Here is a 13,357-nt window from a genome sequence, read left to right as displayed (position 1 = left end):
AAAACAAGAACAATAATAGAACAAACGCGTGACAAGGCTTTTAGAGGAGCGCAGCGGGATGCGCTTCTCCTTGACTGCGTCATCGTCACGCGTTCTGGACGCTATTCGAAGCCCTCGACGACACAGGTGATGAGGTCGTGGTCGGACAGCGGCCGGCCCGAAGGATCGAGGGAAGGAATGATGTGGCTTTCGCCGATCCTTAGACCGCGCGAGAGAAACCAGTCGTATTTCATTGCCCGCTTCGGCCGGCGCGTGATGAGGCTCGGGCGCGTGGTCATGCGATCAATCGGACCACCGTGGCGCGTAAAGCCCCGCGCGGCGCTTATCGCAAACAGCCCTTCGGCCTCGAAATCGCCGCCGGCGTGATTGCCGGTATTGAGATCGCCGCCGATGAGGGTTGGGAGACCCGGAAAGGCCGCATCCAGCGCATCGATCAGTTCCTTGGCCTGCCGCTCGCGGTAGGCGGGCTTAGCCGCGCTTTCGAGATGAGTGGAAACGGCCACGAAAGGGCCGACTGTGGTCTCGATCACGGCGCCGATAGCAAGGCGCTCGCCGACGCGCGGCTGGTCGCCGCCGTCCATGAACCACGGCCTCTCGCCCCAGAGCCGCAACATGAAGGGGCGGGCAAGCGGAACGGCCGCTAGCAGCGCGTTGCCGTGGAAGCCCTTCTCGTTGAAGTCGTCCTTGCAGAATTCGCGCTCGCTCTCGGAGCCCAGTCCGAGTTCGATGAATTCGACGCCATAGGCATATTGCATGCCGAGGGTGGCCGCGATCTCTGCCGTCGGATGCCGCTGGCCGGTGCGCGCCATGCCGTTGTCCATCTCCGAAAGCAGAACAAGCGAGGCGCCGGTGGCGCCGAGGTGAGCGGCGCTCTCCTTGGCGAACAGGCAGCGTTCAAGATTCCATGCCGCGACGGCGACCGGAAAGGCAAGCGCCCGTTGGACGGGCGGCGCACCGCCGATCTCAACCGTGTTCATCGCCTCGAGCCTTCCCATGATGGCGTCGTGGGCGGCAACGGTACGCTCGGTCCGGGCAAAACCCGGACGCGCCTCCTGCGGAGGTGCTGCAAGCCTTGCTGCGGTCGTTTCAATCACAATGCCGGCTCCAGGCTTACGGTTCGCGCGGTGGCCGATGCGGTGCCCGCTGCCGATTTCGGTCCGCCGATCCTCCTGCCGTCGTCCGGCGCGAAGAAATGCAAGCGCTCGGGCGCGATGGTAATGGCGAGACCGTCCGAGAGCGGCGTCTCCGGCGCAAGCGCGACAGTGACAACATGATCGTCGATTGCGCCGTGAACGAGGCGTTGCGCTCCCAGTTCCTCGACGTATTCGACTCGGAAGGGAAGAGCCTGCTCGCCAACGCTTGCGAGACGCAGATCCTCCGCACGCAAGCCGACGGTTACCGGTCCGCTCGCGGGCGCCCAGTCGCCGAGGTCGATCGACTGCGCGCCGATATTGAGCCGGCCGCCGTCGAGGGTACCTTTGACGAGATTCATCGCCGGCGAGCCGATGAAGCTCGCGACGAAGGTCGAGGCCGGTGTGTGATAGACGTCGAGCGGGCGGCCGATCTGTTCGATCCAGCCACCGTTCAAGACGACGAGGCGATCGGCGAGCGTCATCGCCTCGAGTTGGTCGTGGGTGACGTAGAGCGAGGTCGTGCCGAGCCGCTTCTGCAATCGCTTGATCTCGCCGCGCATGGAAACCCGGAGCTTGGCATCGAGGTTCGACAGCGGTTCGTCAAAGAGGAAGGCGGCGGGCTTGCGGACGATTGCGCGCCCCATCGCGACGCGCTGGCGTTGACCGCCGGAAAGCGCCCGCGGCTTGCGGTCGAGATAAGGCTCGATCTCGAGCATGCGCGCTGCCTCGGCGACGCGCGCATCGATCTCGGCCTTCGGCGTTTTCCGGTTCTTCAGGCCATAGGCGAGGTTTTCGTAGACCGTCATGTGCGGATAGAGCGCATAGTTCTGGAAGACCATGGCGATGTCGCGTTCGGCGGGCTCGATGGCATTCACGACGCGGCCGCCAATCGACACGGTGCCGGCACTGATCGTCTCGAGTCCCGCGACCATGCGCAACAGCGTGGACTTGCCGCAGCCGGACGGGCCGACGAGCACGATGAACTCGCCGTCGGCAATATCGATCGAGACGGATTTCACCGCCTCGACGCCGCCGGCATAGATCTTGCGGACGTCGCTGATTTCGATAGCAGCCATGTCACTTCTCCGTTTCGGTGAGGCCCCGGATGAAGAGGCGCTGCATGAGGATGACGACGAAAACGGGCGGCAGCATCGCAAGGATCGCGCCGGCCATGACCAAATGCCATTGGACCTCGCCGTCCTGGACGGCGACCATGCGCTTCAGCCCCATCATCAGCGTGTAGTAGCCGGGATCGGTGGTGACCAGCAGCGGCCAGAGATACTGGATCCACCCGTAAATGAAGAGGATGACGCAGAGCGCGGCGATATTGGTGCGGCTCAAGGGCAACAGGATGTCGCGGAAGAATTTGAGCGGGCCCGACCCATCGACGCGCGCGGCCTCCATGAGCTCGTCCGGCACCGTCATGAAGAATTGCCGGAAGAGGAAGGTGGCGGTCGCCGAAGCGATCAGCGGCACCGTGAGACCAGGATAAGAATTCAGCATGCCGAGGTCGGCCACCACCTTGTAGGTCGGAATGATGCGTACCTCGACCGGAAGCATCAGCGTGATAAAGATGATCCAGAAGGCAAGAAGCCGGAAGCGAAAGCGGAAATAGACGATGGCGAAGGCCGAGAGGATCGAAATCGCGATCTTGCCGAAGGTGATGATCAACGCCATGCCGAGCGAGTTCAGCGCCATCAGCGTGTAGGACGGCAGGCCGTTGGCGGCAGAGCTGGCGCTCAGCACTTGTGTGTAGTTCTCGATCAGGTGGCCGCCTGGCAGGAGCGGGATCATGCCGCCGACCAGCACTTCGCGTGTGTGGGTGGACGCGATGAAGGCGACATAGACAGGAAAGGCAACGATCACGACGCCCGCGATCAGGACCAGATGCGTCAGGAAGGTGAGAAACGGGCGGTTTTCGACCATCGCATCGCCTCAATATTGCACGCGCCGCTCGACATAGCGGAACTGGATGACGGTGAGCACCACCACGATCAACATGAGAACGACCGACTGGGCCGAGGACGAGCCGAGATTGAGGCCAAGATATCCGTCGTTATAGACCTTGTAGACAAGGATATTGGTCGCCTGCGCCGGGCCGCCCGCCGTGGTGGCGTCGACGATGCCGAATGTATCGAACATCGTGTAGTTGACGTTGACGATGAAGAGAAAAAAAGTGGTGGGCGACAAGAGCGGCAGGACGATGGTGAAGAACCGCTTGACCGGGCCGGAGCCGTCGATCGCCGCGGCCTCGATCAGCGAATGCGGCACGGATTGAAGACCGGCGAGGAAGAAGAGGAAATTATACGAAACCTGCTTCCAGGCGGCGGCGATGATGATCAGGATCATTGCATGCGTGCCGTTCAGATTGTGGTCCCATCTGATGCCGAGCTGGCCGAGGAAATAGGCAAGCACGCCGGTCGTCGAATTGAACAGGAACCACCAGAGCAGGCCGGCAATCACCGGCGCCACGGCATAGGGCCAGACGAGAAGTGTCGTATAGAAGCGCCCACCTTTCAAAAGGCGATTGACCGCGACCGCAAGGGCGAGACCGAAGGCCATCGACAGCGCGGTCACGGCGACGGCGAAGACCGCCGTTCGCCCGAGCGAGTCGAGATAGAGCGGATCCCCGAGAAGCCGGACATAATGCTGAAAGCCGACGAAGCTCGTCGATAGTCCGAACGGGTCCTCCCGCTCGAAGGACGATTTCACCGCCTGCCCCGCGGGCCAGATGAAGAACACGAGCGTGATGACGAGTTGCGGCGCCAGAAGCAGATAGGGCAGGACCCGGTTCGGAAAGATCGTGCGTTTCGTGTCCATCGTAGACTTTCGCTTCGGCCCGCCAAAAGGCGAAAAGCCGGCGGTATCGCCGGCTTTTCGTTGGTAAAGGGCAACCTTAGTTGGCCGCCTCGAACTCGCGCAGGAGTTCGTTGCCGCGCTGGACTGCGGAGTCGAGCGCCTGCTGGGGGGTCTTGGTGCCGGCGAGCAGCGCCTGGAACTCCTCGTCGAGGATGGCGCGTGCCTGTGTGAGGTTACCGAAGCGTACACCCTTCGAGTTTACCGACGGCGTGCCACGGGTGATCTGCTGGATCGCTACGTCGGAACCAGGGCTCTTCTCGTAGTAGCCCTGCTTCTGGCCGAGCTCGTAAGCAGCATTGGTGACCGGCAGATAGCCGGTGAACTGATGCCAATCGGCCTGAAGCTCCGGCTGCGACAGATAGGTGAAGAACTTCGCCACGCCCTTGTAGACGTCATCGCCCTGACCGTTCAGAACCCAGAGCGTCGCGCCGCCGATGATCGAGTTCTTCGGCTCCTTCGTCACGTCGTCGTAGTAGGGAAGCGGCGCGAAACCGGGCGTGAAGTCCTTGGCGTTCTTGATGACGCCGGCGCGACCGGCCGAGGAGTTCATCGTCATGGCGCATTCCTGCGCGTAGAACTTCGTGGCGGCATCATCGCCGCCGACCGGGCCACCGTACTGGAACAGGCCTTCGTCCGCCCATTTCTTCAAATTGCCCCAATGCTTGACCTGGACCGGGCCGTTGAAGGTGAATTCCGTGCCGGTGCCGCCGAAGCCGTTTTCCAGCGTGCCGAACGGCTGGTCATGGATGGCGGAAAGGTTCTCGGTCTGGATCCAGGTGATCCAGGCGCTGGTGAAGCCGCATTTCGCCGCGCCCGAGGTGACGATCTTGCGGGAGAAATCCTCGACTTCGGCCCAGGTCTTCGGAGCGACTTCGGGGTCGAGGCCGGCCTTCTTGAACACGTCCTTGTTGTAGTAGAGGATCGGCGTGGAGGAGTTGAACGGCATCGAAAGGATGTTGCCCTCGGTATCGGTGTAATAACCGACCACCGGTGCGATGAAGGACTTGGGATCGAAAGCCTCGCCCTGATCGGCCATCAGCTTGTAGACCGGATAGACCGCACCCTTGGCAGCCATCATGGTCCCGGTACCGACTTCGAAGACCTGCACGATGGCCGGTTGCTGGCCGGCGCGGAAGGCGGCGATCGTCGCCGTCAGCGTCTCAGGATAGGTCCCCTTGTAGACCGGCTTCACAACATAGTCGGTCTGGCTTTCATTGAACTTCGTGGCGATCGCCTCGAGCTTCTGCCCGAGTTCGGCGCCCATGGCATGCCACCAGGTGATTTCGGTCGCTGCGAGCGAGGAGGATGCCGAAAGCGCCAGCATGAAGCCGGCAGTTATGAAGTTCCTGATCATGGTCGATTGCCCTCTCCACCTTCGTTAGGAATGGCAGTGGACTAGTGGCCTTCGATGACAGACAGGTAATGCTTTTATGTCGAAACGATTACAAATTTGCCCGTTTGGTCAAAATGCATCCGGCAGATGTCGCGGCCAGCGCCAGGGCATGACGGCAACAATATCGTAGCGGACGGAGAGACGGTGAAAATCCGCCTGGCGCGACAGCCAGATATCGCTCGCGGCCCTGATCCGCCGTTGTGCCGTGTCGGAGACGGCGAAGACCGCCTCGTCAAAGCCGCGGCGGGCCTTCACTTCGACGCAGGCGATGAGATCGCCGCGACGGGCGATGATGTCGATCTCGCCGAGCTTGGTGCGGTAGCGCATCGCCACGATACGGTAGCCTTTGAGGATCAGGCAGAGCGCCGCGCGGTATTCGGCGACGTGACCGCGCTTGAAGGCCTTCAGCTTGCGACGGTCCGGTTGCTCAACCTTCATCACGTTCCTTGCGAGCGAGAAGCCGGTCATAGAGTTCCTTGCGCGGCAGTCCGGTCCGGCGGGCGGCTACCGTCGCCGCCTTGCCCATCGGCATTTCCTGCGCAAGCGCGCTCAGAAGAGCGTCCACGTCCGCTTCCTTTGGAACAGGCTTCGCATCCGGCGGACCGACGACCAGGACGATCTCGCCCTTCACGTTCGCGCCGTCCGCGTAGAAGGCGCGGAGCTCGCCGAGCGTGCCGCGACGGAATTCCTCGAAGGCCTTCGTCAGCTCGCGGCAGACGACCGCTTTCCTCTCCGTGCCGAGGACATCTGCGGCAGCGGCGACCGTTGCCGCGATCCGGTGCGGAGACTCGAAGAAGAGCAGCGTCGCCGGCACCGCGGCAAGCTCGCCGAGGCGATCACGCTTCGCCTTGTCCTTCACCGGCAGGAAGCCGGCAAAAAGGAACGCATCACTCGGAAGGCCTGAGCCGACGAGCGCCGCAAGGGGAGCCGATGGCCCGGGAATCGGCACGACCCGATACCCGGCTTCGATCGCATGCTGCGCGAGACGATAGCCCGGGTCGGATACGAGCGGCGTACCAGCGTCGGAAACGAGCGCCACCGATTTGCCCTGGTCGAGCGCCGCCAGCAGCCGCGGGCCGGCCTCGTCGGCATTGTGCTCGTGATAGGCAAAGGGACGATTGACGATGCCGTAGCGATCGAGCAGCACACGGGTGACGCGGGTGTCCTCGCAGGCGAGAACGTCGGCACCGGCGAGCGTCTCCAGGGCTCTGAGGGTAATGTCCGAGAGATTGCCGATCGGGGTCGCGACGAGATAGAGCGCCGGCTCCAGCGGGCGGGCCGGTATGCTCGCATTGTGCAGCCGGTAGCCGCGCTGTTTCTCCCTGTCCGCCGCTTCGGCCATTTCGTGCTTTTCCAATTGCTTATCTTCCTGCCGACTATGTCCGTCGTGCCGGCTTCAGCCTTTATGGGCGAGCTGATGGCGTGAGGCAAGGACAGGTCGTGGCCGCCCCCTTGCGCAATTGGGGAAACTCCCCGCGAAACCCCTTGCTTTTGCGGCTCTCTTTCTGCCATTTTGCCCGTCCACATCCTTCCGGCCGATCGGCCGGGACACTCGCAGTTGACGCCGCGGCGGGTTCGCCCGCCGGGCAATGGTTGAAAGCGGTAGCATCCCATGCGCATTACTCTCGAGCGGTCCAATCTCCTGAAATCGCTGAACCATGTTCACCGCGTGGTCGAACGGCGAAACACGATCCCGATCCTCTCGAACGTGCTGCTGCGCTCCGACGGAGCGAGCCTCGAGATGAAGGCAACCGACCTCGATCTCGAGATCACCGAGGCGACGCCGGCGCAGGTGGAACAGGCGGGCGCCACCACCGTTCCGGCGCATCTCCTCTACGATATCGTTCGCAAGCTCCCGGATGGGGCGGAAGTGCTGCTTGCGACCAATGCCGAAGGCACGGCTATGACGGTTGCCTCCGGCCGCTCGAAGTTTTCGCTGCAGTGCCTGCCGCAATCGGATTTCCCGGATCTGACGGCCGGGAGCTTCTCGCATTCCTTCCGGCTGAAGGCGACGGACCTCAAGATGCTGATCGACCGGACGCAGTTCGCGATCTCGACGGAGGAGACCCGCTACTACCTCAACGGCATTTTCATGCACACGGTCGAGAGCAAGGGACAGCTGAAGCTGCGCGCGGTTGCGACCGACGGGCATCGCCTTGCGCGCGCCGACGTCGAGGCTCCGGCCGGTTCGGAAGGCATGCCAGGCATCATCATCCCACGCAAGACTGTCAGCGAGTTGCAGAAGCTGCTCGACAATCCCGACATCGTCGTGACGGTCGAGGTCTCGGACGCCAAGATCCGCTTGACGATCGGCTCGATCATCATGACTTCGAAACTGATCGACGGCACTTTCCCCGACTATCAGCGGGTAATCCCGGCCAACAATGAGAAGGAGCTGCGCGTCGACTGCCAGTCCTTTGCCCAGGCGGTCGATCGTGTCTCGACCATTTCCTCCGAGCGAGGCCGCGCGGTGAAGCTTGCGCTCACCGACGGACAGATGACGCTGACGGTCAACAATCCGGATTCAGGCAGTGCTACGGAAGAGCTGCCGGTCGGCTACGAAAGCGACCCTCTGGAGATCGGCTTCAACGCCAAATACCTGCTCGACATCACCGCCCAGCTCACCGGCAACGATGCGGTCTTCATGCTCGCCGATCCCGGTTCGCCGACGCTGGTGCGTGATCTTGCCGCCGAGGACGCGCTCTATGTCCTCATGCCGATGCGCGTGTGACGGCCTGGTGCGATGTGTTGAAATGCTAACCCGCCGCCGTTGGACGGCGGGTTTTTCATGAAACCTGCGGTCGCGCCTTGTTGATAAGCTGTCGCTTTTGGACGCGGACAGACTTGTTTTTGCCGCAGATGGGAGCACATTATGCTCCATGTACTTGCACGGCCCGGCCGAATCAGAACGCAGCGTGGGCCGCGTGCAACCAAAATGAGAATGATTTTTCGAGGGGTTTCGATGAGTTTGCGCTTGAAGGTGAAGGAAAGGTTCGGCCGGAAGTTCGACGAGGAAATCCGCTTCTTCAAGGGCTGGATGAACAACACCCGCGCCGTCGGAGCGATCCTGCCAACGTCCTCGATCACGGCGCGGCGGATGGCGAGCGTCGTCAATCCGCACTCAGGCCTGCCGGTGCTTGAACTCGGCCCCGGGACCGGCGTGATCACCAAGGCGATCCTCGAGCGCGGCATCGCACCGGAAAAACTCGTCTCGGTCGAATATTCGACCGATTTCTTCAATCAGCTGAAGGCCCGTTTCGCCGGTGTGCAGTTCATCAACGGCGACGCCTTCGATCTCGAACACACGCTCGGATCACTGAAGGACCGGAAGTTCGACAGCGTCGTGTCCGCGGTGCCGCTTTTGAACTTTCCGATGCACCGCCGCGTCGAACTTATCGAGGACCTGCTCTCGCGCATCCCGGTCGGACGGCCCGTCGTGCAGATTTCCTATGGCGCGCTCTCGCCGGTCGTCGCCATGCCCGATCGCTACAGCATCCAGCATCTCGACTTCGTCGTCCGCAACATTCCGCCCGCTCAGCTCTGGGTCTATCGCAAGGCGCACTGAGGCGTCGCGTGTTCGGCGTCTATCTGACCCATCCGCAGGTTACGATCGACCCGGCAATCGCCGTGCCGAAATGGGGATTGTCAGAGCTCGGCAGGGACCGCGCACGCGCAGCGGCCTCGAACCCATGGGTCAGGTCCCTCGGCCGCATCATATCCAGCCACGAGACAAAAGCCGTGGAGACGGCGGCCATACTGGCGCGTGCGGCAGGCATCCCGGTCGAGACCGACGAAGAGATGGGCGAGAACGATCGCGCCGCGACAGGCTTCCTGCCGCCGCAGGCGTTCGAGGAGGCCGCCGACTGGTTTTTCGCCCACCCGAACGAAAGCTTCAAAGGGTGGGAACGGGCGGCGGATGCCCAGTTGCGCATCTGGAATGCCGTCTCCTACATTCTCGATCGCCACGACCCGGCAATTCCGATCGCCTTCGTCGGGCATGGCGGCGTCGGGACGCTGCTCAAATGTCGCATGACCGGCGCCGCGATCGCACGCGACGCGGACCAGCCAGCGGGGGGCGGCAACCTCTTTGCTTTTCGCCTTGCGGATCGCGCCGTCACGTGCGACTGGACGCCGATGGAATTCTGGCAGGGGTGATCTCGACATGACCATGAGCGCGCGCGACCGGCTGATCGTCGGCCTCGATCTTCCGACGGTTGCCGAGGCGGAAGCGATCGTCTCGACACTTGGCGACAGCATCGCCTTCTACAAGATCGGCTACCAGCTTGCCTTCGCCGGCGGACTCGAATTCGCGCGCGACCTTGCCGCGAGCGGCAGGAAGGTCTTCCTCGACATGAAGCTGCTCGACATCGACAACACGGTGGCGAAGGGCGTCGAGAACATCGCCAAGATGGGCGTGTCGATGCTGACGCTGCACGCCTATCCTAAGGCGATGAAAGCCGCTGTCGAGGCGGCGCACGGATCCGACCTCTGTCTGCTCGGCGTCACGGTCCTCACCTCCATGGACGAGCAGGACGTGATCGATGCCGGTTACGAATACGATCCGCACACGCTGGTGCTGCGCCGCGCCGAACAGGCGCGCGCCGCGGGAATGGGCGGCATTGTCTGCTCCGCCGAGGAGGCTGCGGCTGTGCGCAAGATCATCGGAGCGGACATGGCGCTCGTCACGCCCGGCATCCGGCCCGCCGGTGCCGACAAGGGTGACCAGAAGCGTGTGATGACGCCGGCTGACGCGCTTCGCGCGGGATCGAGCCATCTCGTCGTCGCGCGGCCGGTCGTCCAGGCTGCAGAGCCGTTGACTGCCGCCCATGCGATACTGGCCGAGATGGAGAGCGCGCTTTCCGGTTGACCCGCCGGCGCCGAAGGGCTTTCCGGCTATTTTGCAAGCTTGCGTCCATTGGCAAGACGCTACGCTTGACGTTGGCCGTGAATTGCCGGAAGTAACGACCCCGTCTGTGTGTTCTACCGAAAGACGAGGAGCTTATCATGGCCAAGGGATATTGGATCGCTCGGGTCGATATACGGGACCCTGAGCGCTACAAGGACTATGTGGCGGCGGCAAAGCCGGCCTTCGAGAAATACGGCGCCAAGTTCCTTGCCCGCGGCGGCAATTTCCACCGGCTGGAAGGCGCGGTTCGCTCCCGCAACGTCGTCATCGAGTTTCCCTCCCTTCAGGCCGCCGTCGACTGTTACAACTCGTCCGAATACCAGATTGCCGCGGCGATCCGCCAGGAAGTGGCCGACGCCGAGATGGTGGTGGTCGAAGGCGTTTGAACCCGCAGAAGGCATCGCGAAAGTGCTGGTGCGGCGATCGTGGATTGGCCTTCACCTAGCCCGCCGCTTGGGCTATGTAGCAAGCGATTATTCCCAATGATATCAGGAGTGCGTTTCCCATGACCTTGTCCAACCTTCCGCCGCTGGTGACGATTTTCGGCGGATCCGGATTTGTCGGCCGTCATGTGGTGCGCGCGCTGGCCAAGCGCGGCTATCGCATTCGTGTCGCAGTCCGTCGTCCCGATCTCGCCGGCCATCTCCAGCCGCTCGGGAATGTCGGCCAGATTTCCTTCGTCCAGGCCAATCTGCGCTATCGCAAATCGATCGACCGCGCCGTCGAAGGCGCTGACCATGTGATCAACTGTGTCGGCATCCTGTTCCAGAGCGGCCGCAACACGTTCGACGCGGTTCAGGATTTCGGCGCGCGGGCAGTCGCCGAAGCGGCGCGGGCCGCCGGAGCGACACTGACCCACATCTCGGCGATCGGCGCCGACGCCAAGTCCGAGTCGAGCTATGCCCGCACCAAGGGCCGCGCCGAGGCCGCGATCCTCGAAACGCTTCCCGAGGCGATCATCCTGCGGCCGTCGATCATATTCGGACCCGAGGATGGCTTCTTCAACAAGTTCGCCGAAATGGCCCGGTTTTCGCCGTTCCTGCCGCTCGTCGGCGGCGGTCACACGAAATTCCAGCCGGTCTATGTGACCGACGTTGCCGAAGCGGTAGCCCGCGCGGTCGACGGCAAGGTCGAGAAAGGCAAGATCTACGAGCTCGGGGGACCGCAGGTCCTGTCGTTCCGTGAATGTCTCGAGCTGATGCTGAAGACGATCGACCGCAAGCGCCGTCTCCTGTCGATACCCTTCGGCGTCGCTTCGTTGATGGGTAGCGTCGCTTCGCTGGTGCCATTCGTCACGCCACCGCTCACGGCCGATCAGGTGGTGTTGCTCAAATCCGACAATGTCGTCTCCGCACAAGCCGAAGCGGAGGGGCGGACGCTCGCCGGAATCGGCATTGAACCGACGATGCTGGATTCGATCCTGCCGAGCTATCTGGTGCGCTATCGCCCGCATGGCCAGTATACGCGCAGCGGACGGGCGGCCTGACGCCTCATCCCATTCAATCTTCGCACTGTGACCGCCGGCCCTGCCGGCGGCTCTTGTTTGTTGTAATCATGCAACACCGTTGCAGTTCTGCCGCAGTTGCAAGCGCGGATAGCGTTTACCGCGGATTCAGCATGTCCTGATATTGATCATGACATGTCCAGCGAATAAACACCCCTCGCACCACATCGCTCGGCGAGCGCAGTCGGTGCCAACATCACACTCGAAAGGCATCACGTCCCATGGGCAAGTCGATCGCAATCTTTTTTGCGTCTGCGGCACTGATCATTCTGGCCGGCTCGTTCATGGCTCCGAGCACCGTGGCAAGCAGCAGCAAGGGATGCGCGCCCGCCTATGGCGTCGACCCCTGCACGACGGCGTCGATCGAGTTTTCCGGCGAGTAAGCCGGCACCTGTCGCATAAAGAGTAGCTGTCCTCTAAGAGACGGACGGCATTGCGGCGTGATATTCAGTTTTGGCGGGGGCCAGGGAGCCGCATGCGTTTCGAAAGAGCGCATGCGGCTTTATTTTTGCGCGATCGGTTCGTGCTCCCCATCCGCGTTTCGGCACCTTCTCCGCGCAAGCGGGCAGAAGGAAACTCGAGGTAAGCGCCGACTTAAAGTCCCCTCGCCCTGCTTGCGGGGAGAGGGTTAGGGTGAGGAGCAAATCCACGGCAGAGCGAATTGCGCCCTTCTGAATCTAGCCAAGAAGCCAAAGGCCGATGAGGCCGGCAACCCCGACGATGATCCGCCAGATCGCGAAGGGCGTGAAGCCGCGGTGCGAGACGAAATCGAGCAGCGAGCGCACGACGAACACCCCGGCCACGAAGGCGGCGATGAACCCGACCGCAATCAGCGTCATATCGTCGAAGGACAGCGCATCGCGGTTCTTGTAGAGATCGATGGTGAAGGCACCGACCATCGTCGGCATGGCGAGAAAGAACGAAAACTCCGCTGCAGAACGCTTGTCGGTTCCCATCAGCAGAGCACCGGCGATCGTGGCGCCGGAACGCGACGTGCCCGGAATCATCGCAAGGCACTGGAAGAGGCCGATCTTGAAGGCGAGCGAAGGCGGATAGTCCATCACGTCGGTGTAGCGCGGCTTCAGCGGCAGATGGTCGATCGCGTAGAGGATGACGCCGCCGACGATCAACACGATACAGATCAGCATCGGTGTTTCAAAAAGCACCGACTTGATGAAGCCATGGGCTGCGGCGCCGATGACGGCCGCCGGAAGAAAGGCGATGAGCACCGAGAGCACGAAACGACGCGCGAGAGCACTCGACGGCAAGGCCAGTGCGATCTTGAGCAGCCGGTGGGAATAGACCAGCAGGATCGCAAGGATCGCGCCGAGTTGTATGAGGACGGCGAAGGTATTTCCGGGTGACCTGAAGCCAAGGAAGTGGCCGGCAAGAAGAACATGCGCCGTCGACGACACGGGGATGAACTCGGTCAGTCCCTCGACAAGCCCGAGGACGAGCGCGCTGATGATCGATTGATCCGCCATAAATAAGATGTTCCTGACATGTTGGGGTGTGGGAGGAGAAGGTCGATTTGCTTGTGTTTGCCACCTGAACTACCTATA

At 62.3% G+C, this 13,357-nt stretch carries 15 protein-coding genes; 7 read left to right on the top strand and 8 right to left on the bottom strand.

Features of this window, described 5'->3' with window-relative positions; translation table 11 throughout:
- Positions 1-101: 101 nt before the first annotated feature.
- The 7 genes from RB548_RS20440 to rsmI form a co-directional block, all read right to left on the bottom strand.
- Complete coding sequence (locus tag RB548_RS20440; RefSeq protein ID WP_331373006.1) at positions 102-1,094, bottom strand: endonuclease/exonuclease/phosphatase family protein; 993 nt, start codon at positions 1,092-1,094, stop codon at positions 102-104.
- A complete protein-coding gene (locus tag RB548_RS20435) occupies positions 1,091-2,209 on the bottom strand; it encodes a sn-glycerol-3-phosphate import ATP-binding protein UgpC (RefSeq protein ID WP_331373005.1) in 1,119 nt (372 codons plus the stop codon). The genes RB548_RS20440 and RB548_RS20435 overlap by 4 nt, the downstream gene beginning before the upstream one ends.
- Position 2,210: 1 nt before the next feature.
- The gene (gene ugpE, locus RB548_RS20430; protein WP_331373004.1) at positions 2,211-3,059 is read right to left on the bottom strand and encodes a sn-glycerol-3-phosphate ABC transporter permease UgpE; all 849 of its coding nucleotides are present in this window, start codon (positions 3,057-3,059) and stop codon (positions 2,211-2,213) included.
- A gap of 9 nt (positions 3,060-3,068) precedes the next feature.
- Positions 3,069-3,953: a sn-glycerol-3-phosphate ABC transporter permease UgpA gene (gene ugpA / locus RB548_RS20425; protein WP_331373003.1), complete on the bottom strand. Its 885-nt coding sequence runs from the start codon at positions 3,951-3,953 to the stop codon at positions 3,069-3,071.
- 76 nt (positions 3,954-4,029) lie between these two features.
- A complete protein-coding gene (ugpB, locus tag RB548_RS20420; protein ID WP_331373002.1) occupies positions 4,030-5,346 on the bottom strand; it encodes a sn-glycerol-3-phosphate ABC transporter substrate-binding protein UgpB in 1,317 nt (438 codons plus the stop codon).
- A gap of 108 nt (positions 5,347-5,454) precedes the next feature.
- Positions 5,455-5,823: a YraN family protein gene (locus tag RB548_RS20415; RefSeq protein ID WP_331373001.1), complete on the bottom strand. Its 369-nt coding sequence runs from the start codon at positions 5,821-5,823 to the stop codon at positions 5,455-5,457.
- On the bottom strand, positions 5,813-6,727 hold the full coding sequence (gene rsmI / locus RB548_RS20410; protein ID WP_331375029.1) for a 16S rRNA (cytidine(1402)-2'-O)-methyltransferase: 915 nt from the start codon (positions 6,725-6,727) through the stop codon (positions 5,813-5,815). The genes RB548_RS20415 and rsmI overlap by 11 nt, the downstream gene beginning before the upstream one ends.
- Positions 6,728-6,997: 270 nt before the next feature.
- Between rsmI and dnaN the strand changes: the two genes are divergently transcribed.
- From dnaN to RB548_RS20375, 7 genes are all read left to right on the top strand, one after another.
- Positions 6,998-8,116 carry a DNA polymerase III subunit beta gene (gene dnaN / locus RB548_RS20405; protein ID WP_331373000.1) on the top strand — a complete coding sequence of 373 codons (1,119 nt, stop codon included), beginning with the start codon at positions 6,998-7,000 and terminating at the stop codon, positions 8,114-8,116.
- A 231-nt stretch (positions 8,117-8,347) separates the two neighbouring features.
- Entirely contained in the window at positions 8,348-8,950 is a 603-nt protein-coding gene (gene pmtA, locus RB548_RS20400; RefSeq protein WP_331372999.1) for a phospholipid N-methyltransferase PmtA, read from the top strand.
- A gap of 8 nt (positions 8,951-8,958) precedes the next feature.
- Complete coding sequence (locus RB548_RS20395) at positions 8,959-9,540, top strand: histidine phosphatase family protein (protein ID WP_331372998.1); 582 nt, start codon at positions 8,959-8,961, stop codon at positions 9,538-9,540.
- A gap of 7 nt (positions 9,541-9,547) precedes the next feature.
- A complete protein-coding gene (gene pyrF, locus RB548_RS20390) occupies positions 9,548-10,252 on the top strand; it encodes an orotidine-5'-phosphate decarboxylase (RefSeq protein ID WP_331372997.1) in 705 nt (234 codons plus the stop codon).
- Between the two features lie 137 nt (positions 10,253-10,389).
- Positions 10,390-10,677 carry a DUF1330 domain-containing protein gene (locus tag RB548_RS20385; protein ID WP_331372996.1) on the top strand — a complete coding sequence of 96 codons (288 nt, stop codon included), beginning with the start codon at positions 10,390-10,392 and terminating at the stop codon, positions 10,675-10,677.
- A 119-nt stretch (positions 10,678-10,796) separates the two neighbouring features.
- Positions 10,797-11,777 (top strand): complex I NDUFA9 subunit family protein, encoded by a 981-nt coding sequence (locus RB548_RS20380; protein ID WP_331372995.1) that lies wholly within the window; start codon positions 10,797-10,799, stop codon positions 11,775-11,777.
- Between the two features lie 239 nt (positions 11,778-12,016).
- Positions 12,017-12,178, top strand: a complete 162-nt coding sequence (locus RB548_RS20375) for a hypothetical protein (RefSeq protein WP_136506661.1) — start codon at positions 12,017-12,019, stop codon at positions 12,176-12,178.
- A 294-nt stretch (positions 12,179-12,472) separates the two neighbouring features.
- Here RB548_RS20375 and RB548_RS20370 read toward each other — a convergent pair whose 3' ends face one another.
- Positions 12,473-13,279, bottom strand: a complete 807-nt coding sequence (locus RB548_RS20370; RefSeq protein WP_331372994.1) for an undecaprenyl-diphosphate phosphatase — start codon at positions 13,277-13,279, stop codon at positions 12,473-12,475.
- Positions 13,280-13,357: the final 78 nt, after the last annotated feature.

It is taken from the genome of Sinorhizobium chiapasense, from assembly GCF_036488675.1.
Taxonomy (GTDB): domain Bacteria; phylum Pseudomonadota; class Alphaproteobacteria; order Rhizobiales; family Rhizobiaceae; genus Sinorhizobium; species Sinorhizobium chiapasense.
Note: the sequence above shows the minus strand (reverse complement) of the source record. Positions and strands in the feature narration are given on the sequence as shown.

Bases quoted from the DNA above. Each gene is read 5' to 3' on its own strand.
- RB548_RS20435 (WP_331373005.1), bottom strand. From the start codon at position 2,209: ATGGCTGCTATCGAAATCAGCGACGTCCGCAAGATCTATGCCGGCGGC.
- ugpE (WP_331373004.1), bottom strand. From the start codon at position 3,059: ATGGTCGAAAACCGCCCGTTTCTCACCTTCCTGACGCATCTGGTCCTG.
- ugpA (WP_331373003.1), bottom strand. From the start codon at position 3,953: ATGGACACGAAACGCACGATCTTTCCGAACCGGGTCCTGCCCTATCTG.
- ugpB (WP_331373002.1), bottom strand. From the start codon at position 5,346: ATGATCAGGAACTTCATAACTGCCGGCTTCATGCTGGCGCTTTCGGCA.
- RB548_RS20415 (WP_331373001.1), bottom strand. From the start codon at position 5,823: ATGAAGGTTGAGCAACCGGACCGTCGCAAGCTGAAGGCCTTCAAGCGC.
- rsmI (WP_331375029.1), bottom strand. From the start codon at position 6,727: ATGGCCGAAGCGGCGGACAGGGAGAAACAGCGCGGCTACCGGCTGCAC.
- dnaN (WP_331373000.1), top strand. From the start codon at position 6,998: ATGCGCATTACTCTCGAGCGGTCCAATCTCCTGAAATCGCTGAACCAT.
- pmtA (WP_331372999.1), top strand. From the start codon at position 8,348: ATGAGTTTGCGCTTGAAGGTGAAGGAAAGGTTCGGCCGGAAGTTCGAC.
- pyrF (WP_331372997.1), top strand. From the start codon at position 9,548: ATGACCATGAGCGCGCGCGACCGGCTGATCGTCGGCCTCGATCTTCCG.
- RB548_RS20385 (WP_331372996.1), top strand. From the start codon at position 10,390: ATGGCCAAGGGATATTGGATCGCTCGGGTCGATATACGGGACCCTGAG.
- RB548_RS20380 (WP_331372995.1), top strand. From the start codon at position 10,797: ATGACCTTGTCCAACCTTCCGCCGCTGGTGACGATTTTCGGCGGATCC.
- RB548_RS20375 (WP_136506661.1), top strand. From the start codon at position 12,017: ATGGGCAAGTCGATCGCAATCTTTTTTGCGTCTGCGGCACTGATCATT.
- RB548_RS20370 (WP_331372994.1), bottom strand. From the start codon at position 13,279: ATGGCGGATCAATCGATCATCAGCGCGCTCGTCCTCGGGCTTGTCGAG.